The 21,931-nt window shown below is 69.9% G+C and carries 18 protein-coding genes, 1 pseudogene and 1 riboswitch; of the genes and pseudogenes, 7 read left to right on the forward strand and 12 right to left on the reverse strand.

The features are described from left to right. Positions 1-24: 24 nt before the first annotated feature. The 5 genes and pseudogenes from serA to AB0L64_RS28650 all read right to left on the reverse strand — a co-directional run bounded on the left by serA (position 25) and on the right by AB0L64_RS28650 (position 6,471). Positions 25-1,623 (reverse strand): phosphoglycerate dehydrogenase, encoded by a 1,599-nt coding sequence (serA, locus tag AB0L64_RS28630; protein ID WP_363714940.1) that lies wholly within the window; start codon positions 1,621-1,623, stop codon positions 25-27. Between the two features lie 116 nt (positions 1,624-1,739). Further along, entirely contained in the window at positions 1,740-2,924 is a 1,185-nt protein-coding gene (locus AB0L64_RS28635; protein WP_363714942.1) for a trypsin-like peptidase domain-containing protein, read from the reverse strand. A gap of 107 nt (positions 2,925-3,031) precedes the next feature. Beyond that, positions 3,032-4,051 carry a ketol-acid reductoisomerase gene (gene ilvC, locus AB0L64_RS28640; protein ID WP_359930900.1) on the reverse strand — a complete coding sequence of 340 codons (1,020 nt, stop codon included), beginning with the start codon at positions 4,049-4,051 and terminating at the stop codon, positions 3,032-3,034. A 165-nt stretch (positions 4,052-4,216) separates the two neighbouring features. Beyond that, positions 4,217-4,720 (reverse strand): annotated as a pseudogene (gene ilvN / locus AB0L64_RS28645) (acetolactate synthase small subunit); the annotation flags it as partial. Next, positions 4,720-6,471 (reverse strand): acetolactate synthase large subunit, encoded by a 1,752-nt coding sequence (locus AB0L64_RS28650; protein ID WP_363714944.1) that lies wholly within the window; start codon positions 6,469-6,471, stop codon positions 4,720-4,722. The gene AB0L64_RS28650 and the pseudogene ilvN, both read right to left, overlap by 1 nt. Before the next feature lie 410 nt (positions 6,472-6,881). On the opposite strand from AB0L64_RS28650, the gene AB0L64_RS28655 reads away from it, so the two are divergent. The 3 genes from AB0L64_RS28655 to AB0L64_RS28665 all read left to right on the forward strand — a co-directional run bounded on the left by AB0L64_RS28655 (position 6,882) and on the right by AB0L64_RS28665 (position 8,942). Next, positions 6,882-7,154, forward strand: coding sequence for a CHAP domain-containing protein (locus AB0L64_RS28655; RefSeq protein WP_363714946.1), 273 nt, complete (start codon positions 6,882-6,884; stop codon positions 7,152-7,154). Positions 7,155-7,246: 92 nt separating this feature from the next. Further along, positions 7,247-7,966 (forward strand): class I SAM-dependent methyltransferase, encoded by a 720-nt coding sequence (locus tag AB0L64_RS28660; protein ID WP_363714948.1) that lies wholly within the window; start codon positions 7,247-7,249, stop codon positions 7,964-7,966. Between the two features lie 9 nt (positions 7,967-7,975). Continuing rightward, positions 7,976-8,045, forward strand: a riboswitch (ZMP/ZTP riboswitch). Between the two features lie 18 nt (positions 8,046-8,063). Beyond that, on the forward strand, positions 8,064-8,942 hold the full coding sequence (locus AB0L64_RS28665) for a 5-aminoimidazole-4-carboxamide ribonucleotide transformylase (protein WP_363714950.1): 879 nt from the start codon (positions 8,064-8,066) through the stop codon (positions 8,940-8,942). Here the strand turns inward: AB0L64_RS28665 and AB0L64_RS28670 are convergent, their stop codons facing one another. The 5 genes from AB0L64_RS28670 to AB0L64_RS28690 all read right to left on the reverse strand — a co-directional run bounded on the left by AB0L64_RS28670 (position 8,943) and on the right by AB0L64_RS28690 (position 14,236). Beyond that, positions 8,943-11,201: an MMPL family transporter gene (locus AB0L64_RS28670; protein WP_363714952.1), complete on the reverse strand. Its 2,259-nt coding sequence runs from the start codon at positions 11,199-11,201 to the stop codon at positions 8,943-8,945. A gap of 120 nt (positions 11,202-11,321) precedes the next feature. Next, positions 11,322-11,867, reverse strand: coding sequence for an AAA family ATPase (locus AB0L64_RS28675; RefSeq protein WP_359930407.1), 546 nt, complete (start codon positions 11,865-11,867; stop codon positions 11,322-11,324). A gap of 58 nt (positions 11,868-11,925) precedes the next feature. Next, positions 11,926-12,189: a MoaD/ThiS family protein gene (locus tag AB0L64_RS28680; protein WP_363714955.1), complete on the reverse strand. Its 264-nt coding sequence runs from the start codon at positions 12,187-12,189 to the stop codon at positions 11,926-11,928. Then, complete coding sequence (locus AB0L64_RS28685; RefSeq protein WP_363714957.1) at positions 12,186-13,280, reverse strand: exo-alpha-sialidase; 1,095 nt, start codon at positions 13,278-13,280, stop codon at positions 12,186-12,188. Before AB0L64_RS28685 ends, AB0L64_RS28680 begins: the two co-directional genes overlap by 4 nt. A gap of 23 nt (positions 13,281-13,303) precedes the next feature. Next, the gene (locus AB0L64_RS28690) at positions 13,304-14,236 is read right to left on the reverse strand and encodes a 2-hydroxyacid dehydrogenase (RefSeq protein WP_363714959.1); all 933 of its coding nucleotides are present in this window, start codon (positions 14,234-14,236) and stop codon (positions 13,304-13,306) included. Between the two features lie 77 nt (positions 14,237-14,313). On the opposite strand from AB0L64_RS28690, the gene AB0L64_RS28695 reads away from it, so the two are divergent. The 4 genes from AB0L64_RS28695 (at position 14,314) to AB0L64_RS28710 (ending at position 18,817) form a co-directional block, all read left to right on the forward strand. Continuing rightward, positions 14,314-15,693 carry an FAD-binding oxidoreductase gene (locus tag AB0L64_RS28695; protein WP_363714961.1) on the forward strand — a complete coding sequence of 460 codons (1,380 nt, stop codon included), beginning with the start codon at positions 14,314-14,316 and terminating at the stop codon, positions 15,691-15,693. Further along, positions 15,690-16,973 carry a cyclopropane-fatty-acyl-phospholipid synthase family protein gene (locus tag AB0L64_RS28700; protein ID WP_363714963.1) on the forward strand — a complete coding sequence of 428 codons (1,284 nt, stop codon included), beginning with the start codon at positions 15,690-15,692 and terminating at the stop codon, positions 16,971-16,973. The genes AB0L64_RS28695 and AB0L64_RS28700 overlap by 4 nt, the downstream gene beginning before the upstream one ends. A gap of 135 nt (positions 16,974-17,108) precedes the next feature. Beyond that, complete coding sequence (locus AB0L64_RS28705) at positions 17,109-18,209, forward strand: PQQ-dependent sugar dehydrogenase (protein ID WP_363714965.1); 1,101 nt, start codon at positions 17,109-17,111, stop codon at positions 18,207-18,209. 176 nt (positions 18,210-18,385) lie between these two features. Continuing rightward, a complete protein-coding gene (locus AB0L64_RS28710; protein ID WP_363714967.1) occupies positions 18,386-18,817 on the forward strand; it encodes a hypothetical protein in 432 nt (143 codons plus the stop codon). Positions 18,818-18,930: 113 nt separating this feature from the next. Here the strand turns inward: AB0L64_RS28710 and gatB are convergent, their stop codons facing one another. Both gatB and gatA read right to left on the reverse strand, forming a co-directional pair. After that, positions 18,931-20,427, reverse strand: coding sequence for an Asp-tRNA(Asn)/Glu-tRNA(Gln) amidotransferase subunit GatB (gene gatB, locus AB0L64_RS28715; protein WP_363714969.1), 1,497 nt, complete (start codon positions 20,425-20,427; stop codon positions 18,931-18,933). After that, positions 20,424-21,929: an Asp-tRNA(Asn)/Glu-tRNA(Gln) amidotransferase subunit GatA gene (gene gatA / locus AB0L64_RS28720; protein WP_363714971.1), complete on the reverse strand. Its 1,506-nt coding sequence runs from the start codon at positions 21,927-21,929 to the stop codon at positions 20,424-20,426. The genes gatB and gatA overlap by 4 nt, the downstream gene beginning before the upstream one ends. Between the last annotated feature and the right edge of the window lie 2 nt (positions 21,930-21,931).

Genomic DNA, 21,931 nt, shown 5'->3' on the forward strand with positions numbered 1-21,931 from the left:
CAGTAAATCAGCCGTTGGGGTGAATCACGCCTCGAGGTCGACCGTGCGCGCGGTGTCGGCCTGTACGGCGGCGCTGATGTCGTCGAGGACGGCCGGGTCGATCTTCGAGTCGACCGACAGCGCGACCAGCGCCTTGCCGCCCTTGCGGTCCCGGCTGACCTGCATGCCGGCGATGTTCACGTCCGCGTCGCCGAGGATCCGGCCGATCTGGCCGACGATGCCCGGCCGGTCCTCGTAGGTGAGGAAGGCCAGGTGCGCGGACAGCTCGACCTCCAGGTCGAACCCGTCGATCTCGACCAGCCGCTCCGACTGCCGGACGCCGACCAGCGTGCCGGACACCGACACCTGGGCGCCGTCGGCGAGCGTGCCGCGCAGCGTGATCAGGTTGCGGTGCTCGGGGCTGTCGTGGTCGGTGACGAGCCGGACCTCGAGGCCCCGCTCGGCGGCCAGCAGCGGCGCGTTCACGTACGAGACGTTGTCCTCGACGACGTCGGCGAACACACCCTTGAGCGCGGCGAGCTCGAGCACCTTCACGTCGTACTGCGTGATCTCGCCGCGGACCTCGACGTCGAGCTGCTGCGCGACGCCGCCGGCCAGGGCGGTGAAGATCCGGCCGAGCTTCTCGGTCAGCGCGATACCGGGCCGGACGTCCTCGGCGATCACGCCGCCCTGGACGTTGACCGCGTCCGGCACCAGCTCGCCCGACAGCGCGAGCCGGACCGACTTCGCGACCGCGATCCCGGCCTTCTCCTGCGCCTCGTCGGTGGACGCGCCGAGGTGCGGCGTGACGACGACGTTCTCGAACTCGAACAGCGGCGAGTCCGTGCACGGCTCGCTCGCGAACACGTCCAGGCCGGCGCCGGCCACCCGCCCTTCCTTCAGAGCAGAGTAAAGCGCCTGCTCGTCGACGATGCCGCCGCGGGCCGCGTTCACGATGACGACCTCGGGCTTGACCTTGTGCAGCTGCTCGTCGCCGATCAGGCCGATGGTCTCCGGGGTCTTCGGCAGGTGCACCGAGATGAAGTCACTGGTCGCCAGCAGCTCGTCCAGGGTCGCGAGCCGGACGCCCATCTGCGCGGCCCGGCCGGCCTGCACGTACGGGTCGTAGGCGATCACGTTCATGCCGAAGGCGGCCAGCCGCTGCGCGACCAGGACGCCGATCTTGCCGAGGCCGACGATGCCGACGGTCTTCTCGAACAGCTCGACACCCGAGTACTTGCTGCGCTTCCACTCGCCCTTCTTCAGCGACTCGTTCGCGGCCGGGACCCGGCGCGCGGAGGCGAGCAGCAGCGCGACCGCGAGCTCGGCGGCGCTGACGATGTTGGAGGTCGGCGCGTTCACGACCATCACCCCGGCCTGGGTGGCAGCCTTCACGTCCACGTTGTCGAGGCCGACACCGGCCCGGGCGACGACCTTCAGGCGCTTGGCGGCGGCGAGTGCCTCGGCGTCCACCTTGGTGGCGCTGCGGATCAGGATGGCGTCGACGTCGGCGATGGCCGGGAGCAGCTCGGCGCGGTCGGCGCCGTTGGTGTGCCGGATCTCGAAGTCGGGGCCGAGCGCCTCGACGGTGGCCGGGCTGAGCTCTTCGGCGATCAGGACGACGGGCCGGGTTACGTCAGTCATGGAGGAATCTCCTGCAGAAGCGGTAGGGGCTCATCAAGAACAGAGCACCGCGCTGTGCCCGCTGAGTCGATGGTACCGCGTCGGTCGCGCGGCCCGCGCGGGCACCCGGATGCCGGTCAGTTCGTGTCGCAGGCGGGTGAGCCTCCCAACGCCTTGGTGGCATCGATGACCAGCTTGCCACGCGACCTGACCAGGGAGAACCTCGTGTCCAGCCGGCTGCAGTTCTGGCCGCCGGCGCCCTTCGCTTCGGGCGAGTACATCACGTTGTACGCCATCCGGACCGAGGACCCGTCCGGCGCCAGGTCGGTGATTCGCGGGTTGAAGAAGTACGTGGTCTGGTGCTTGTTCCGGTCCACGGCCTCGGTCATGCCTTTGGCGTACTTCGGCGAGTACAGCGCCTGCAGCGCCGCGAAGTCCTGCTGGTTCTCCAGCGTCAGATAGCCGGCGAGCAACTGCCGCGCCTCCTGTGCGAGCGGCGTACCGGCGACCTGCAGCTCCGGCGCGATGGCGCCCTGCGGACCGCGGGACTGCGCACAGTCCCCGAGAGTCCCGACCGTGACGCCGGACGGCGCCTGGGCGACGTATCCGCGGAGCTTGCTGAGCGCGACGATCGTGCTGGCCTGGACGGTGTCGCCGGTGACCAGTCCGACGAGCTCGCCGGACTTGCTGACGACCGGGCCGCCGAGCTTGGCCGCGTTCATGAACTGGCTCAGCGCCTCGGGGTCGGCCTCCGACCCGACCGCGTTGACGACCTGCTTGCCCGCGGCCGTGTAGCCGACCAGTGCGCGTTCGGCCTTCGGGTCGGGGTCCGCCTTCGGCAGCCGCAGCGGCGACTCGTCGAAGCCGATCGACTGCAGGATCGCGACGCCATCCGCGCTGGTGGCGAGCAGGTTGGCGCGCCGGATCCGGCCGTCCGGCGCCATCACGACGATGGACTTCGGCTGGTCGACCGCCGAGGTGGCGGTCAGGATCCGCCCGTTGTCGATCAGGACGCCGGACGCCTCACCGGTGCCGGCGCACGTGGTCGCGAGCACCCGGACGACGGCCGGGCCGGCCGACGCCAGCACCGCGGCGGTGTCGATGCGGAGGGTCTGCTGCCGGATGTACCAGCCCGCGCCGGCTCCGCCCGCGACGATCACCAGCAGGACTACGAACCCGGCCAGGACCCGGCCGAAGATCCACGGGCGGCGCGGCTGCGGCTCGGACGGGTGGGCCGGGCGGCGCGGGGTCTCCATCTGCGTGAGCGTCCCGGCGCCTGCCGGAACCCGCCGCGGCGGTCGCGGCAGCTCGCGACCGTCCATAGGAAACCTCCCCCATCACCCGCTCACAACGAACCCCTCACTGATTGTGCCAAAGAAAAGGGCCCGGACCACCACCTGGATGGTCCGGGCCCTGCACTGCGTGTTCGTCAGCGGGCGGCGCTGCCCTCGACGTAGTCCTCGTCGTGGGACTTGACCCACGCCATCAGGCCGCGCAGCTCCTTGCCGACGGCCTCGATCGGGTGCGCCTCGCTCTGCTTGCGGAACTCGGCGAACTCCGGCGCGCCGGCGTCCTGGTCGGCGATGAAGCGGGCCGCGAAGGTGCCGTCGGTGATGTCGCCGAGGACCTCCTTCATCCGGGCCTTCACCGACGCGTCGATGATCCGCGGGCCGGACACGTAGTCGCCGTACTCGGCGGTGTCGGAGACCGACCAGCGCTGCTTGGCGATGCCGCCTTCGTAGATCAGGTCGACGATCAGCTTGAGCTCGTGCAGGCACTCGAAGTACGCGACCTCGGGCTGGTAGCCGGCCTCGGTCAGCGTCTCGAAGCCGGCCTGGATCAGCGCCGACACGCCACCGCAGAGGACCGCCTGCTCACCGAACAGGTCGGTCTCGGTCTCCTCGGTGAAGGTGGTCTTGATACCGCCGGCGCGCAGGCCGCCGATGCCCTTGGCGTACGACAGGGCCAGGTCCCAGGCCTTGCCGGTGGCGTCCTGCTCGACCGCGACCAGCACCGGGACGCCGCGGCCCTCGGAGTACTCACGGCGGACCAGGTGACCCGGGCCCTTCGGGGCGACCATGAACACGTCGACACCCGCCGGCGGCTTGATGTAGCCGAACCGGATGTTGAAGCCGTGACCGAAGACCAGCGCGTCGCCGTCGACCAGGTTCGGCTCGATGGCCTCGGTGTAGAGCTTGCGCTGGGCCGGGTCCGGCGCCAGGACGACGATCACGTCGGCCTCCTCGCAGGCCTCGGCCGGCGTGACGACCCGCAGGCCCTGGGCCTCGGCCTTGGCGCGGCTCTTCGAGCCCTCGGGCAGGCCGACGCGGACGTCGACGCCGGAGTCGCGCAGCGAGAGCGCGTGGGCGTGGCCCTGGGAGCCGTAGCCGAGCACGGCCACGTGCCGGCCCTGGATCACCGACAGGTCGGCGTTGTCGTCGTAGAACATTTCAGCAGCCACTTCGGGCACTTCTCCTTAGTGTTGATTCGGTACGGCGGCGGCGGTACGGCCCGGCGGCGGCGCCGGTACCGGGTGCGAAGGCTGGCGATCAGCGGGTCGCGCCTGCACGTTCGGGGGTCCGGACTGGACGTGCGGCGGCGGCACCGGGACCGGTCGCAGGGTGCGGTCGGAGATGGAGCGGCTGCCCCGGCCGATCGCCACCATGCCGGACTGCACCAGCTCGCGGACGCCGAACGGTTCCAGCACCCGGAGCATGGCTTCGAGCTTCTCGGGATTGCCGGTCGCCTCGATGGTGATCGCGTCCGGCGCCACGTCGACCACCTTCGCACGGAACAGCTGGACGGTCTCCAGCACCTGTCCGCGGGTCAGGGTGTCCGCCTTGACCTTGACCAGCAGCAGTTCGCGCTGGACGGTCTGCGTTGGCTCGAGTTCGACGATCTTGATCACGTTGACGAGCTTGTTGAGCTGCTTGGTGATCTGCTCCAGAGGCTGCTCGTCCACGCTGACCGCGATGGTCATCCGGGACACCTCGGGGTGCTCGGTCGGACCGACCGCGAGGGAGTCGATGTTGAACCCGCGACGCGAGATCAGCGCCGCCACCCGGGCGAGCACACCGTGCTTGTTCTCGACCAGGATCGACAAAGTGTGCTTACTCATCACAGTTCCTCGCTGTCCCAGGTCGGGGCCATGTCGCGGGCGATCTGGATCTCGTCGTTGCTGACGCCGGCGGCGACCATCGGCCACACCATCGCGTCGCGGTGCACCACGAAGTCGACGACCACGGGCGCGTCGTTGACCGCCATCGCCTTCTCGATCGTCGCGTCGACCGAGTCCTTGTCCGAGCAGCGCAGCCCGACGCCGCCCATCGCCTCGGCGAGCTTGGCGAAGTCCGGGATCCGGGCCGAGTGCAGGTCGGTGTTGGAGTAGCGCTTGTCGTAGAACAGCGTCTGCCACTGCCGGACCATCCCCAGCGACTGGTTGTTGATCACGGCAACCTTGATCGGGATGCCCTCGAGCGCGCAGGTGACGAGCTCCTGGTTGGTCATCTGGAAGCAGCCGTCGCCGTCGATCGCCCAGACGGTCTTGTCCGGCCGCGCGACCTTGGCGCCCATCGCGGCCGGCACCGCGTACCCCATGGTGCCGAGACCGCCGGAGTTCAGCCAGTGGCCGGGCTTCTCGAAGGGCAGGAAGTGCGCGGACCACATCTGGTGCTGGCCGACGCCCGCGGTGTAGACGGCGTCCGGTCCGGCGATCTCGCCGATCCGCTTGATCACGTGCTGCGGCGACAGCGTGCCGTCCTCGGGCTCGTCGTACCCGAGCGGGTAGCGCGCACGGACCGCGTCGAGCTGCTTGCGCCACGCGTCGTACGACGGGGTGCGGCCGGTGTTCGCGATCTCGGTGCGCAGCGCCGCGATCAGGTCGGTGATGACCTGCTTGCAGTCGCCGACGATCGGCACGTCGGCGGCGCGGTTCTTGCCGATCTCGGCCGGGTCGATGTCGGCGTGGATGACCTTCGCCTCGGGCGCGAACGAGTCGAGCCGGCCGGTCACGCGGTCGTCGAAGCGGGCCCCGAGGCAGACCAGCAGGTCGGACCGCTGCAGCGCGCCGACGGCGGACACCGAGCCGTGCATGCCGGGCATCCCGAAGTGCAGCTCGTGGGTGTCCGGCAGGGCGCCGCGGGCCATCAGCGTGGTGACGACGGGGATGCCGAGCAGCTCGGCGAGCTCCTTGAGCTCGGCGCTGGCCTGCGCACGGATCACGCCGCCGCCGACGTACAGCACCGGCTTCTCGGCCGCGGCGATCAGGCGGGCCGCCTCACGCACCTGCTTGGGGTGCGGGCGGGTCACCGGCCGGTAGCCGGGCAGCGAGAGCTCGGTCGGCCACTGGAAGTCGACGCCCTTGGTCTGCATCGCGTCCTTGGTCACGTCGACCAGCACCGGGCCGGGCCGGCCGGTGGAGGCGATGTGGAAGGCCTCTGCGATCGTGGTGGCGATCTCGTCCGGGTCGTTGACCAGGAAGTTGTGCTTGGTGATCGGCATCGTGATGCCGCGGATGTCGGCCTCCTGGAAGGCGTCGGTGCCGATCGCGGCGCTCGCGACCTGACCGGTGATCGCCACCAGCGGCACCGAGTCCATGTACGCGTCGGCGATCGGGGTGACGAGGTTCGTCGCGCCCGGTCCCGAGGTGGCCATACAGACGCCGACCTTGCCGGACGCCGCGGCGTACCCCTGGGCGGCGTGGCCGGCGCCCTGCTCGTGACGTACCAGGATGTGGCGGATCTGGGTCGAGTCGAGCATCGGGTCGTACGCCGGGAGGATCGCGCCACCCGGGATGCCGAAGACGGTGTCGACGCCGGCATGTTCCAGTGCGCGGATCAGAGCCTGTGCCCCGGTCAGCTGCTCACTCATGAGTGCCTTCCCTCAGTCAGTCACGCGGTTTTGCCCAAAAAAGCTGCACTGCTCGCGACCGATCCATCCTCGCTCGTGGTCGTTCCCGCCGCGCTACTGGGTCGCAGATAGTCGCATTGGCAACAAAAAACCCCTTCCGCCGGGTTGGCTGAAGGGGCGCGCTCGACTCTGTGGTCGCGTCAGTCGGCGCGCCGCACAAGTACGAGGAGAATCGATCGCATGTAGGCATTATTCGCCGACAACCGGCGACCGGGTCAAGTTAGGCTCGCCCGTGTCTCAATATCTGGGACAACCGTCTTACGATCAGCGGGTCGGTAACTTGATGCCGCCGCAATGGCTCTGCGAGGTTAATCAGTCACATACTGAGGTCGCGCGCTCGAAGGTTTCCACCGCCCCCTCTCCCGATCGGAGTGACCCACACCTGGGGCCAGGGCAAGGGCCGCACGCATGACGGCGACACCGGCATGCAGCCCGGTGACATCGTGCTCTACGGCACCGGCCCGGACACCACCGACACCAGCGTGCACACCGGCGTGGTCGTTGCCGTCGGCACCGACGGCAGGATCACCACGGTCGAGGGCAACTCGGGCAACGAGGTGCGCAAACACGGGCCGTTCGACCCGCAGCACGCCGAGAACGCCGGCCGTCCCGCCGACATCTACGCCTGGGTCTCCGCGGTCTGATCCCCTGATCGAGCCGGTGCGGCACTCGTCCCCCGCACCGGCTCCCCGATATTCCTGGTCCGCGGCCGACGCGGCTGCCTAGCATGCGATACGTGACTGACGATCCGTACGGCGACGAGCAGCTGGTGCATCTGTACGACCTGGACAACCCGCCGGGCGACGACCACGCCTACTACCGGTCGCTGGCCGAGGGCACGACGAAGGTCATCGACTTCGGCTGCGGTACCGGTCTCCTCACCCGGTCCCTCGTCGCGCCGGGTCGCGCGGTGATCGGCATCGACCCGAGCCCGACGATGCTCGGCTACGCACGCCGCCAGCCGGGCGCCGAGGCGGTCACCTGGATCGACGGCGACCATCACGTGGTCGAGCCGAGCGGCGACGCGGATCTCGTGGTCAGCAGCGGCAACACGATGATGCACGTCGCGGAACACCAGGCGTCGGTGACGGCGCTCGCCGCCGCGCTGCGTCCCGGTGGGATGTTCGCGTTCGAGTCGCGCAATCCGGCGGCCCGCGCGTGGGAGCAGTGGACGAGCGACGCGACGTACGGCGAGCGCGACACGGCGGCCGGACATCTGAAGGAGTGGCTCGAGCTGATCGAGATCGCCGGCGGGCGCGTGGTGTTCGATGCCCACAACGTCTTCCCGGACGGCCACGACGCGGTCTACCGCAACGTCTTGTACTTCCGGACGGCCGACGAGATCACGGCCGATCTGCGGCAGGCCGGGTTCAGCGGCGTGACGATCGAGAGCGGATGGCACGGGCAGCCGCTGACCGCGGACGCGCCGATGCTCGTCGTCCGCGCCACGAAGTAGTCTGGCCCCACCGCGACTGGCGAGGGTGGATCACCACCAGGGAGCGAACTACAGGGCGTCGTCCGCCTGGGCGCCTCCGATCGACTCGGAGGTCCCGATGCGCCTGCGGTACGGAACGAATCCTCATCAGACGGCTGCTGTCGAGCACCCGCCGTTCACGGTGGTCGCGGGCGAACCGTCGTACATCAACATCCTCGACGCCCTGACCGGATGGCAGTTGGTGCGCGAGGCCACGGAGACGCTCGGTAGGCCGGCGGCGGCGTCGTACAAGCACGTCTCGCCCGCCGGCGCGGCACTCGGCGAGACCGTGGCGGCGGCGTACGCCCGGGCCCGGGACGCCGATCCCAAGTCGTCGTACGGCGACTTCGTGGCGGTCTCGCATCCGGTCGACCTGGAGCTGGCGGCGGTGCTGAAGCGGGTCGTCTCGGACGGGATCATCGCGCCCGGTTACGACGAGGGCGTCGTCGAGATCCTGGCCGCGAAGAAGCGCGGGACCTACCTGGTGCTCGAGGTCGACCCGGAGTTCGAGCCGCCGGCCGAGGAGGTACGCGAGATCTTCGGCGCGCGGCTGACGCAGGAGCGCGACGCGCTGCCGGTGCCGCGCGACCTCCCCGACGACGCCGTGCTCGGCCTGATCGTCGCCCGCTACACCCAGTCGAACACCGTGGTGATGGTGAAGGACGCGGTGGCGATCGGCATCGGCGCCGGCCAGCAGTCCCGGGTCGACTGCACCCGCCTGGCCGGCGAGAAGGCCGCACTCTGGTGGTCCCGCCGCTCGGACGAGCCGCTCACCGGCGTCACGATGGTGTCCGACGGCGTACTCCCCTTCAGCGACAACGTCGACGAGGCGCAGCGGTACGGCGTCACGCACATCGTGGAGCCCGGCGGGTCGATCCGGTCCGGCGAGGTCGCGACGGCGTGCGCCGAGCGAGGCATCCGCCGGACCGTGACCGGTGTCCGGCTGTTCCGGCACTGATCAGGGAGCCGAGCCCACCTTCTCCCGTGGCGCCGGGGGCGCCGGCGGCGATCCGCCCTCGAGCTGGATGTCGGGCACGATCCGGTCCAGCCAGCGCGGCAGCCACCAGGCGCGCGGGCCGAGCAGCGTCATCACGGACGGGACCAGGATCATCCTGACGATGCTGGCGTCGATCAGCACGGCCACGGCCATGCCGACCGCCAGCATCTTCACCGTCGGGTCGTCGTCCTGGACGAAGCTCAGGAAGACCACGATCATGATCGCGGCCGCCGTGGTGATCACCCGCGCGGTCGCGCCGATCCCGATCGCGACCGCGCGGTGGCTGTCCCCGGTCGCGATCCAGGCCTCGTGCACCCGGGACAGCAGGAACACCTCGTAGTCCATCGAGAGCCCGAACACGATCGCGAACATCAGCATCGGCACGAACGACGGGATCGGCACCAACTCGTCGATCCCGACCAGCGACGATCCCCAGCCCCACTGGAAGACCGCGACGATCACGCCGTACGCGGCCCCGACCGACAACAGGTTGAGGATCGCCGCCTTCACGCCGATCAGCAGCGAGCGGAACGCGACCGTCAGCAGCACGAAGGCGAGCAGCACCACGGCCCCGATCAGCCACGGCATCCGGCTGCCCACCTTCTCGGTGAAGTCGACGTACCCGGCGGTGGTGCCGACGACGTACGTCGGTTCCTTCTGGCCGGGCAGCACGTCGTCACGGATCCAGTTGACCAGGTCCTCGGTATCGGCCGACGACGGCGACGTGGTCGGGACGACGTTGATGATCGCGGTGGTCCCGGCGCTGTTCGTGCTCGGCTGCTGGACGGCGGCCACGCCCGGGGTCTTCTGCAGCGTCGAAGCCAGGCCGCTGAGCACCGACTGCTTGTCGGCCGCACTCACCGACTCCAGTTGGACGACGACCGTCAGCGGACCGTTGGCTCCCGGGCCGAATCCCTGCGCGATCAGGTCGTACGCCTTCCGGCTGGAGTCCTGGGCCGGGTCGGTGCCGGCGTCGAGCTGGCCGAGGTTCATCGACAGCAGCGGGATCGACAGGATGAGCAGCACCAGCGTCGCGGCAATGCCGAACGGCCACGGCCGGGCGCTCACCTTGCGGCCCCAGCGCGCGAACGCACTCCGCTCGTGCGCGGCGTCGCGGAGTTCGTGTTCCTCCGCACGATGCGCGGCGACCGCAGAATCGTCCGGGAGAGCGGCCTCGAGTTCGCGTTCCTCGGTGAGGTGGTGCCGGTCCTTGCGGTTCAGGACCTTCAGGTTCGCGAGCCCCAGCAGCGCGGGGATCAGCGTCAGGGCGGCCAGCACCGTGACCGCGACCACGATCGCCGACGACAGCCCGAGCGCGCCGACGAACGGTACGCCGGACACGTACAGACCGAGGATCGCGATCACGACCGTCCCACCGGCGACCACGATGGCCGCACCGGAGGTGGACGCGGCCCGTCCCGCCGACTCGCGGACGCTCATCCCGTCCTCCAGCTGCTCGCGATGGCGCGACACCAGGAAGAGTCCGTAGTCGATCGCGACCCCGAGGCCGAGCAAGGTCGCGACCGTCGGCGCGGACACCGGGAACGTCTTCACCGCCGCCAGCAGACCGAGGATCGCCAGTCCGCCGCCTACGCTGAAGACTGCCGACAGCAGCGGCAGTCCGGCCGCGACGACGGACCGGAACATCAGGAACAGCAGCACCAGCGCGAGCAGGAGACCGATCGCCTCCGAGGGCAGGTCGTCGGCCTGTTTGCCGATCTGACCGGCGCCGCCGCCGTACTCGACCTGGAGGCCGGCCGCGCGGGCCGGCTCGACCGCCGCGTCGAGTTTGTCGAGGTACGAGCTGTCGAGTGAGGCCGGGACCACCGAGAACGAGACCGGCGCGTTGACGATGCCTCCGTCCTTGGAGATGTACGCCGTCTGCGAGGTCGCCAGCGGGTCGACGGCGCTGACCACGTCGGGCAGCTTCGCGACGGCGTCCATCGACGACTTGACCTGCGCGGAGTGTTCGGCCACCGTGCCGGTCTTCGCGTGGAACACGATCGAGCCCGAATAGCCGCCGGCGGTGCTGAAGTCCTTGTTCAGGATGTTCAAACCAGCGGATGACTCACTGCCCGGAACCGTGTAGTTGTTGGAATAGGTGCCGCCGAACGCACCCTTGAGCACGAACAGCGCGACGACGGCCACCAGCCAGCCGCCGATCACGAGCCAATGGAAATGTGCCGCCCCGCGACCGAGGCGGTGCAGAAATGCATGCATGAGGTGCCCCTCCCCCCGGGCACCCCCCAGGCGACGGCCCAGCCGCCGGCCCCCACCCGCGAATCTAGGTCGGCCGGGACAGGGTCACAACCCCTCGGCGCCGACGGTCACAGCCTGTCCTCATCCGCTGGCGTTGAGCAGGTAGGAGCCGGAGGCAACGGCTTTGCGGACCTCGGCGGCCGTTCGGTCCGGGTCGAGCCGGGTGGTGTCGAGCGCGTGCGGCTCCAGCGCGCCGAGGTCGGCGAACGCGCCGTGCAGCCCGGTGAGGGCGTCGGCGTCGGTCAACTCGGGCTGGGGCCGGGCTTGTCCGCGCTGCAGCGTCGTCCCGAGGTCCGGGCGCAGGACGACGTACGACATCGCCCACTCCCCCGCTGCCGCGGCCGCACGGAACGGGGCGAGGAACCACGGGCCGATGATGCCGTCGACCACCACGTCGTACCCGCCGCGCGCATAGACGGCGACGGTGGCGACGATCGCCTCGACGACCACCTCGTTCTGGCGTTCCGCACCGGGCAGGTACGGCGCGACGAAGCCGGTCCGGATACCGCGGTAGAACTCGTCGGTGGTCAGGTGCATCGTGGGCCGTGGCGCGTCGGTCGCGACGAGTCGCGCCACGGTCGTCTTGCCGGAGCCGGACGGCCCGGTCAGCAGGAGGACGTTGCTCATGCCGCCCGACGCTAACCAAGCGGCGCCCGGAAGTGCAGTCTTTTGTTTTCCCGCGCTGTCAGCCGCCCGCGACGCTGGGCAGGATCAGTAGCTCGTCGCCGTCGTCGAGCGGCGTCCCCAGACCGTCGAGATCGCGGATGTTGTCGTCGCCCAGGTAGATGTTGACGTGCCGGCGGATCGCCCCCTGCTCGTCGGTCAGCCGCCGGCGCAGCGGTGCGTCGAGCGCGGCGAACGCCTCGGCCACGGTCCGCGCCTCGACCTCGACGCGCTCGGCGCCGCCCGCGAACGGCCGGAGCACCGTGGGCAGCCGGACGCCGATCACCCGACCACCGCGGCGCGCACGGTCAGGACGTCGGGCAGGTGCCGCGCGACCTCGACCCAGCCGTCGCCGGCGTCGGGGCTCGCGTAGACACAGCCGTCCCGCGTGCCGACGTACACCCCGGCGGGATCGGCGGTGTCGGTGGACATCGCGTCCCGCAGCACCGGGACGTAGGAGACGTCGGGCAGTCCGGCCGACAGCGGCTCCCAGGTGGCGCCGGCGTCCCGGGACCGGAAGACCCGGCACTGCGCGCCGGTGGGAATCCGGTTCGCGTCCGCGACCAGCGGGAACACGTACACGGTCTCGGGCTCGTGCGGGTGCACCACGATCGGGAACCCGAAGTCCGACGGCAGGCCGTCCGCGATCGACGTCCAGACCGCGCCGCCGTCGTCCGAGCGGTACACGCCGTGGTGGTTCTGCGCGAACAGCCGCTCCGGTGCGTCGGGGTGCGCGGCCAGCTTGTGGACGCACTGGCCGAACTCCGGATACGGGTCCGGGAAGAACTTCGCCTGGATCCCCTGGTTCGCCGGGGCCCAGGTCGCACCGCCGTCGGTGGTCCGGTAGACCCCGCCGGTGGACATCGCCACACTCACCCGGTCGGGATCGGTCGGATGCGGCACCACGGTGTGGATCGCCGCGCCGCCGAACCCGGCGCCCCACTCCGACCGGTGCGGGTGGTCCCACAGACCGCGGACCAGCTCGAACGTCACCCCGCCGTCGGTCGACTTCCACAGCGCCTGTGGCTCGGACCCGGCGTACACGACGCCCGGCTGACCGGGCGGTCCCGGCTGGATCTGCCAGACCCGCTCCAGCGACGCGTCGGCGTCCTCCGGGAACCCGATCGAGCCCTCCGGCGGCTCCGCCCAGCTCTTGCCGAGGTCGTCGGAGTGGAAGACCGCCGGCCCCCAATGCTCGCTGGTGCCGCCGACGAACAGCCGAGGCCGGTCGCCGCGGGTGTCGATGCCCACGGCGTACACGCCCTGCATCTCGAACTCGGGCACCGGCCCGTCCAGCTGCCAGTCCTTGCGGGCAGCGTCGCTCCGGCCGATCCAGAGCCCCTTCTTGGTACCGATCAGCAGTACGGCCTCGGACATCGTCGTCCTCCTCCTAGCCTGTTCTAGCGTGGCGGGCCAGCCACCACGTTGATCAACGGTTCCCCGGACGCGTAGCGCTGCAACTGCGCACGCACCAGCCGCGCGACCCGCGGCGCGAACGCCGTCGAGGCGCCGCCGCGGTGCGGGTTGATCAGCACATTCGGAGCAGACCACAGCGGATGTCCGGCGGGCAACGGCTCCGGGTCGGTCACGTCGAGCGCGGCCCGGATCCGGCGCGTCCCGAGCTCGGTGAGCAGCGCGTCGGTGTCGACGACGACGCCGCGGGCGACGTTCACCAGCAGGGCGCCGTCCTTCATCGAGGCCAGGAACTTGGCGTCCACCATCCGCTTGGTCTCCGGCGTCGCGGGGGTCAGCAGCACGACGACGTCGGCGCGCGGCAACAGCTCGGGCAGCTCCGCGATCGGGTGCACGCCGTCCCGCGCCCTCCGGGCGACCCGGATCACGTCGCACTCGAACCCGGTCAGCCGCCGCTCGAGCGCCTCGCCGATCGCGCCGTACCCGAGGATCAGCACCGTGCGGTCGGCGAGCGAGTCGTCGACCTCGTCGTACGACCCCGGCCAGACCTGGCGCTCCTGGTCACGGACCGCACGCGGCAGGTTCCGGAACGACGCGAGGATGAGCCCGACCGCCAGCTCGGCCGTCGACGCGTCGTGCACGCCGCGCGCGTTGCACAGGGTGACGCCGTCGGCGAGCCGCGACTGCGCGTGCTCGAACCCGGCCGTCTGCAGCTGCACGACCTTCAGCGCCGGCATGTCGCGGACGACGTCGAACACGTCACCGCCGCCCATATAGCTCGGCACGTAGAACTCGACCTCGTCGAGCGACGTGGGCCGCTCGCCGCCGGCATAGAAGTCCACGTCGAACCCGTCGGGCACCCCGCCGAGGAACCTGGCGGGGTCCTCCCACGGAAGCCATGCCTTCACCACGTCAACCATGCGTTTCAACCTACTCGGGATCGTGGACAGTTTTGAACTCCGGTGCCACGGAGCGGCCGTCGTCGTACTCTGGATCGGTGCCTTCGACATCGGACAGGGCGGTCGTGGTCGCGCACGATCAGGCCGTCGGGCGACTGCGGGAGTCGTACGAACTGATCCCGCCGGGCGAGCCCGTCCGGCTGGCCAAGCGCAGCTCGAACCTGTTCCGGCCGCGGGACGCGGTCGACCGTCCGGGGCTGGACGTGTCGAAGCTGACCGGGGTCCTCGGCATCGACCCGGCCGCCCGCACGGCCGACGTCCAGGGCATGTGCACCTACGAGGACCTGGTCGCGGCGACCCTTCCGTACGGCCTGATGCCGATGGTGGTGCCGCAGCTGAAGACGATCACGCTCGGCGGCGCGGTGACCGGGCTCGGCATCGAGTCGTCGTCGTTCCGCGCCGGCCTGCCGCACGAGTCCGTGCTCGAGCTGGACATCCTCACCGGCGCCGGCGACGTGGTCACGGCGCGGCCTTCCGGCGAGCACGCGGACCTGTTCCGGATGTTCCCGAACTCCTACGGCACGCTCGGGTACGCCACCCGGCTGCGCATCGAGCTCGACCGCATCTCGCCGTACGTCGCACTCCGGCACGTCCGGCTCGGCCTGGACGAGCTCGCGCCGGCCATCGACGAGATCGTTGCCTCTGGCACGTACGACGGTGAACCGGTGCACTTCGTCGACGGCGTCGCGTTCAGCCCGTCGGAGGCGTACCTGACCCTCGGCCGCAACAGCGACGCGGCGATCCGCACCAGCGACTACACAGGTCAGCAGATCTACTACCGTTCGATCCAGCAGCGGCAGCGGGACTTCCTCACCGCCCACGATTACCTGTGGCGCTGGGACACCGACTGGTTCTGGTGCTCGAGGGCGTTCGGCGCGCAGCAGCCCGTCGTACGGCGGTTGTGGCCTCGCCGCTGGCGGCGCAGCGACGTGTTCCACAAGATCGTCGGCTTCGAGAACCGGCACCATGTCGCCGCCCGGCTGAACCGCCGCCGCGGTCATGCGGACCGCGAGCGCGTGGTGCAGGACGTGGAGATCCCGGTCGCGCGGCTGGCGGAGTTCCTGCGCTGGTTCGACGCGAACGTGAGCATGCGGCCCGTCTGGCTCTGCCCGTTGCGACTGCGCGGCGCGGCGTCCTGGCCGCTGTATCCACTGAAGCCCGGCGAGACGTACGTCAACGTCGGTTTCTGGGGCACCGTACCGATCGCGCCGGGCGCCGCCGACGGCGACGTGAACCGGCGGATCGAGGCCGCCGTCACCGACTTCGGCGGCCACAAGTCGCTGTACTCCGACGCCTACTACGACCGTGAGACCTTCGACCGGCTCTACAACGTCGCAGCGCTGGACGTGGTGAAGAAACGGTACGACCCGGACGCCCGGCTCACCGGGCTCTACGAAAAGGCGGTGACGCGCCGATGACGACGCTCGCGACCCAGCAGGTATCGATCGCCGAAGCCCTTACGGCCGTGATTCCGGACGGTCTGCCGTTCCGGTTCTCGGCGTACGACGGCAGCGAGGCCGGGCCCTCGGACTCGCCCATTCACATGCATCTGGCCAACGAGCGCGGGCTGTCGTACATCCTGACCGCGCCCGGCGATCTCGGGATGGTCCGCGCGTACGTGATGGGCGACCTGGAGATCACCGGCGTCCACCCCGGCAACCCGTACGATCTGATGCGGCTGATCCTCGATCAGTTCCACTTCCACCGGCCGAAGGCCGCCGAGGCCGTCCGGATCCTCCGCAGCCTTGGGTGGAGCCACCTGAAGCCGCCGCCTCCCCCGCCGCAGGAGCACCTGCCCAAGTGGCGGCGTACCTTCGAGGGGCTGCGGCACTCGAAGGCGCGGGACAAGTCCGCGATCCACCACCACTACGACGTGTCGAACACGTTCTACGAGTGGGTGCTCGGGCCGTCGATGACGTACACGTGCGCGGTCTACCCGACCGCGGACGCCACGCTGGAAGAGGCGCAGTTCGAGAAGTACGACCTGGTCGCGCGCAAGCTCGACCTGAAGCCGGGCATGCGGCTGCTCGACGTCGGCTGCGGGTGGGGCGGCATGGTGCGGCATGCGGCCCGCGAGTACGGCGTCACCGCGCTGGGCGTCACGCTGTCCGCGGCGCAGGCCGAATGGGCCGCGCAGGCGATCAAACGGGACGGGCTGGAGGACCGCGCCGAGGTGCGGTTCCTGGACTACCGCGACGTTCCCGAGTACGACTTCGACGCGATCAGCTCGATCGGCCTGACCGAGCACATCGGCGTCCGGAACTACCCGTCGTACTTCGGTTTCCTGCACAGCCGGCTCAAGCCGGGCGGCCGGCTGCTCAACCACTGCATCACCCGGCCGGACAACCGGTTCCGCAACACCGGGGCGTTCATCGACCGCTACATCTTCCCCGACGGCGAACTGATCGGCTCCGGCCGCATCATCACCGAGGCCCAGGACGCCGGCTTCGAGGTCCGCCACGAGGAGAACCTCCGCGAGCACTACGCCCTCACCCTCACCGCCTGGAACGAAAACCTGGTCGCCCACTGGGACGAGGCCGTCGCCGAGGTCGGCCACCCCACCGCGAAGATCTGGGGCCTCTACCTAGCCGCCAGCCGAGCCGGCTTCGAACACAACACCATCCAACTCCACCAGGTCCTCGCCGTAAAACCCGACCGCCGCGGCAACTCCCACTTCCCGCTGCGACCTACCTGGTGACTCATACGCCGGGCGCATCAAGTCCTGCCGCGTCCGGCGTGCGGTCTCTCGAATTGATTGCAGGTCGGGTCATTCCGGCGGTGCGGGCTGGTGGTTGTCGCTAGCTTGGGGGCAGGGCTAGTGGAGGAGATTCGCGTGCGCGGTCGGGCTGCGGTGGTGGTGGCGGCGTTGGCGTTGGTGGTGGGGTGTTCGGAGGACTCGTCGTCGGGGGCGGGTACGGCGCCGGCGACTGTCAGCTCGGGTACGGCCAGCGGGGCTGTGGGGGCGGTGAAGTTGACGGTGGCTTCGACGGTGGCGACGGGGATCGAGGTGCCGTGGGGGTTGGCGTTTCTGCCGGACAAGAGTGCGTTGGTGGCGGAGCGGGATTCGGGGAAGATCAAGCGGATCGCCGACGGGCAGGTGAGTGACGTCGGTGCGGTGGATGGCGTGAACCCGTCGTCCGAAGGTGGGTTGCTCGGGCTCGCGGTGGATCCGGGGTATCCGGGGAAGCCGTACATCTACGCCTATTACTCGGGTGGCGACGACAACCGGATCGCGCGGATCACCTACCAGAGCGGGAAGTTGTCGGACCAGCAGGTGATCCTCGAGGGGATTCCGGCCGCGGCGATCCACAACGGCGGGCGGCTGCGGTTCGGTCCGGACGGGTTCCTGTACGCCGGGACCGGCGACGGGTCGGACCGGCCGAACTCGCAGAACGACGACTCGCTCGGCGGGAAGATCCTGCGGATCACCACCGAGGGCAAGGCCGCGCCGGGCAACCCGGACGGGCGGGTGTGGATCACCAAAGGCCACCGCAACGTCCAAGGGCTCGCGTTCGACGGCGACCAGTTGTACGCCGCGGAGTTCGGGCAGAACACCTGGGACGAGCTGAACGCGATCACCCCCGGCTCGAACTACGGCTGGCCGGCCGCGGAGGGCATCAGCGGGCTCGACGGCATGACCGACCCGATCGCGCAGTGGCACACGGCCGACGCGTCGCCGTCCGGGATCGCGTTCGCCAAGGGGTACATCTTCATGGCGTCGTTGCGCGGCCAGCGGCTCTGGGCGATCCCGGTCGCGGGCGGCAAGCGGGTCGGTGAGCCGCAGGCGTTCTTCACCAACCAGTACGGGCGTTTGCGCACGGTCGAGACCGCACCGGACGGGTCGTTGTGGGTGACCACGTCGAACACCGACGGCCGCGGCGACCCCCGCGACGGCGACGACCGGATCCTGCGCGTGACGATCGGCACCTCCTGAGCAGAAGTCAACCGTTTCAGCTCTTCGGTCGTCTGGTACTTGTTGGAAGGAAACGACCTGAGGAGGAGATCGGTATGCCGACCGGCCAGGCGTCTGGCGTCCCCAGCAGCGTGATCGCATCGGTGAGCAGATTCGACGATGCTCAACGAACAGTCGAGTACCTCAGAAGCTACGGGATGACAGCGGCCAACCTGGAGATCGTCGGCGCCGGACTCCGGCAGGCCACCAGACGCAGAACCGTCCCGGCCGTGAGGCTCACCCTGGTCAGTGCCGCGCACGGCGCGCTTCTCGGCGTACTCGCGGCGGTCTTCGTCACTCTGGTGGCCGAGACGACGCTGAACGGTCTCGCCGTTGTGGTGTGGGGGTTTGTGTACGGCGTACTCGTCGGGGCGCTCGGAGGGCTGTTCCGCGGGCTGGTCCGTAATCGCCCGGAAGCCGTGACCACCGAGGTCCTGCCGACCCGCTACGAGGTCCGCTGCACGGCCGAGGAACTGTCGGTCGCCCAGACCCTGCTCGCGGATGCGGCCGACGTCGACGACGGCCGAGTCGAGCGCACCGTGATCGCCGACGCCCCGCATCCGGGGCAACAGCAGCGCGACGCCGCCTGACCATCTGAGGGGTCAACCCTTCGGATGGCCGGTTGCGGACGATGATTCTCAGGTGCCAACCGGCCATCTCGGGGGTTGACCCCCGAGATGGCCGGTCAGGTGGCGGGTGAGAGTCAGATGCCCAGCTTCTCGTTGAGGAGTTGGCGGACCTTGGCGGCGTCTGCTTGGCCGCGCATGTCCTTCATGACCGCGCCGATGAGGGCGCCGGCGGCGGCGGGTTTGCCGGAGTTGACCTTTTCGACCACGTCGGGGTTGGCGGCGATGGCGCGGTCGATCGCCTCCAGGAGGGCGGAGTCGTCGGAGACCAGGGCCAGGCCGCGCTTCTCGATGATCTCGGCCGGGGTGCCCTCGCCGGCGAGCAGGCCTTCGAAGACCTGGCGGGCGAGCTTGTCGTTCAGCGTGCCGTCGTCGACGAGCTTCTGGACCTCGGCGACCTCGGCGGGGCCGACGCCGAGCGCGTCGAGCTCCTGACCGGACTCGTTCGCCGAGCGGGCCAGCTCACCCAGCCACCACTTCTTCGCGGCGGCCGGCGTGACACCGAGCTCGACCGTCGCGACGATCGGCTCGAGCGCGTTGCCGTTGATGACGTCGCGCATCTCGAGGTCGGTGAAACCCCAGTCCTGCTGCAGCCGCGCCCGCCGGACCGACGGGGCCTCGGGCAGCGTCCCGCGCAGCTCCTCCACCCACTCGCGCGACGGCGCGACCGGGACCAGGTCGGGCTCCGGGAAGTACCGGTAGTCGTCCGCGTCGGACTTCTCCCGGCCGGACGTGGTGATGCCGGTGTCCTCGTGCCAGTGCCGGGTCTCCTGCAGGATCTTGCCGCCGGACGACAAGATCGCCGCCTGCCGGGTGATCTCGTAGGTGATCGCGCGCTCGACCGAACGGAACGAGTTCACGTTCTTGGTCTCGGTCCGCGTGCCCAGAGCAGTGGAACCGTGCGGCTTCAGCGAGACGTTCGCGTCGCAACGGAGCGAGCCCTGGTCCATCCGGACGTCCGAGACGTCCAGCGACAGCAGCAGATCGCGCAGCATGCTCACATACGCCCGGGCGACCGCAGCTGCCTTCGCCGGCGGGACCTCGATCGTCTTGGTGACGATCTCGATCAGCGGGATGCCGGCCCGGTTGTAGTCGACCAGCGAGTGCGAGGCGCCGTGGATCCGGCCGGTCGCGCCGCCGACGTGGGTGGACTTGCCGGTGTCCTCCTCCATGTGCGCGCGCTCGATCTCGATCCGGTATGTCTCGCCGTCGACGACGACCTCGGTCCAGCCGTTGAACGCGATCGGCTCGTCGTACTGCGAGGTCTGGAAGTTCTTCGGCATGTCCGGGTAGAAGTAGTTCTTCCGGGCGAACCGGCACCACTCGGCGATCTCGCAGTTCAGCGCCAGGCCGATCCTGATCGCGGACTCGACCGCCTTCGCGTTCACCACCGGCAGCGCGCCGGGCAGACCGAGGCAGACCGGGCAGGTCTGGGTGTTCGGCGGCGCGCCGAACTCGGTCGGGCAGCCGCAGAACATCTTCGACTTCGTGTTCAGCTCGACGTGGACCTCGAGGCCCATCACCGGGTCGTACTGCGCCAGCGCGTCGTCGATCTCGAGGACCTCGGCAGTCATCGGGTCACCTCCAGCTCCGGAGCCTTGGTCATCAGTACGCCGCCCCACTGCTCGGCCAGCGCGGACTCCAGCGCGGCGCCGACCTTGTAGAGCAGGTCGTCACGCATCACTGGCGCCATCACGTGGAAACCGACCGGCAGGCCGTCCTCGTCGGCGAGGCCGCACGGGAACGACGCGGCCGCGTTACCGGCCAGGTTGGACGGGATCGTGCACAGGTCGTTCTTGTACATCGCGATCGGGTCGTCGATCCGGTCGCCGATCGCGAACGCGGTCGTCGGCGTGGCCGGCGAGACCAGCACGTCGACCTGCTCGTAGGCGTTGGCGAAGTCGCGGGCGATCAGCGTCCGCACCTTCTGCGCCTGGCCGTAGTACGCGTCGTAGTACCCGCTGGACAGGGCGTGCGTGCCGAGCATGATGCGGCGCTTCACCTCGGCGCCGAAGCCGGCCTCGCGGGTCAGGCTCATCACCTTCTCGGCGCTGTTCTCCCCGTCGTCGCCGACGCGCAGGCCGTACCGCATCGCGTCGAACTTGGCCAGGTTGGACGAGGCCTCGCTCGGCAGGATCAGGTAGTACGCCGGGAGCGCGTACTGGAAGTGCGGGCAGGAGACCTCGACCACCTCGGCGCCGAGCTTGGTGAGCAGCTCGACCGCCTCGTGGAAGCGGGCCTCGACACCCGGCTGGTAGCCCTCGCCGCCGAGCTCCTTGACGACGCCGATCCGCAGACCGGCGACATCGCCGTTGCGCGCCGCCTCGACCACCGGCGGGACGTCCTGGTTGATCGACGTGGAGTCCATCGGGTCCCAGCCGGCGATCACCTCGTGCAGCAGCGCCGCGTCGAGCGTCGTCCGTGCACACGGGCCCGGCGTGTCCAGCGAGGAGGCCAGCGCGATCAGCCCGTACCGCGAAGTGCCGCCGTACGTCGGCTTGACGCCGACCGTGCCGGTGAACGCACCGGGCTGCCGGATCGAGCCGCCGGTGTCGGTGCCGATCGCGAGCGGCGCCTCGTACGCCGAGACGGCCGCGGACGAGCCGCCGCCGGAACCGCCCGGGATCCGGCCCAGGTCCCACGGGTTGTGGGTGGTGCCGTACGCCGAGTTCTCGGTGGAGGAGCCCATCGCGAACTCGTCCATGTTGGTCTTGCCGAGGATCACGATCCCGGCGTCCTTCAGCCGCTTCACGACCGTCGAGTCGTACGGCGGCATCCAGCCCTCGAGGATCTTCGAACCGGCCGTGGTCGGCACACCCTCCTGGGTGAGCACGTCCTTCAGCGCCAGCGGCACACCGGCCAGCGGGGACAGCTGCTCACCCGCGGCGCGCTTGTCGTCGACGGCCTTCGCCTGCGCCAGCGCGCCCTCGGTGTCCACGTGCAGGAACGCGTGCACGGCGCCGTCGACGGCGGCGATCCGGTCGAGGTGGGCCTGGGTGATCTCCACCGAGCTCGCCTGCCCGGACGTCATCAGCTCCGCGAGCTCGGCCGCGGTCTTCCTGGTGAGGTCGGCCATGA

The sequence above is a fragment of the Kribbella sp. NPDC051936 genome (assembly GCF_040680955.1).
In the GTDB taxonomy this organism is placed as follows: domain Bacteria; phylum Actinomycetota; class Actinomycetes; order Propionibacteriales; family Kribbellaceae; genus Kribbella.

What these genes read in the sequence shown, in the direction of transcription:
- gatB (WP_363714969.1), bottom strand. Translation starts at nt 20,427, where the DNA reads ATGACTGCCGAGGTCCTCGAGATCGACGACGCGCTGGCGCAGTACGAC.
- gatA (WP_363714971.1), bottom strand. Translation starts at nt 21,929, where the DNA reads ATGGCCGACCTCACCAGGAAGACCGCGGCCGAGCTCGCGGAGCTGATG.
- AB0L64_RS28675 (WP_359930407.1), bottom strand. Translation starts at nt 11,867, where the DNA reads ATGAGCAACGTCCTCCTGCTGACCGGGCCGTCCGGCTCCGGCAAGACG.
- AB0L64_RS28665 (WP_363714950.1), top strand. Translation starts at nt 8,064, where the DNA reads ATGCGCCTGCGGTACGGAACGAATCCTCATCAGACGGCTGCTGTCGAG.
- AB0L64_RS28700 (WP_363714963.1), top strand. Translation starts at nt 15,690, where the DNA reads ATGACGACGCTCGCGACCCAGCAGGTATCGATCGCCGAAGCCCTTACG.
- serA (WP_363714940.1), bottom strand. Translation starts at nt 1,623, where the DNA reads ATGACTGACGTAACCCGGCCCGTCGTCCTGATCGCCGAAGAGCTCAGC.
- ilvC (WP_359930900.1), bottom strand. Translation starts at nt 4,051, where the DNA reads ATGTTCTACGACGACAACGCCGACCTGTCGGTGATCCAGGGCCGGCAC.
- AB0L64_RS28685 (WP_363714957.1), bottom strand. Translation starts at nt 13,280, where the DNA reads ATGTCCGAGGCCGTACTGCTGATCGGTACCAAGAAGGGGCTCTGGATC.
- AB0L64_RS28635 (WP_363714942.1), bottom strand. Translation starts at nt 2,924, where the DNA reads ATGGACGGTCGCGAGCTGCCGCGACCGCCGCGGCGGGTTCCGGCAGGC.
- AB0L64_RS28670 (WP_363714952.1), bottom strand. Translation starts at nt 11,201, where the DNA reads ATGCATGCATTTCTGCACCGCCTCGGTCGCGGGGCGGCACATTTCCAT.
- AB0L64_RS28650 (WP_363714944.1), bottom strand. Translation starts at nt 6,471, where the DNA reads ATGAGTGAGCAGCTGACCGGGGCACAGGCTCTGATCCGCGCACTGGAA.
- AB0L64_RS28690 (WP_363714959.1), bottom strand. Translation starts at nt 14,236, where the DNA reads ATGGTTGACGTGGTGAAGGCATGGCTTCCGTGGGAGGACCCCGCCAGG.
- AB0L64_RS28710 (WP_363714967.1), top strand. Translation starts at nt 18,386, where the DNA reads ATGACAGCGGCCAACCTGGAGATCGTCGGCGCCGGACTCCGGCAGGCC.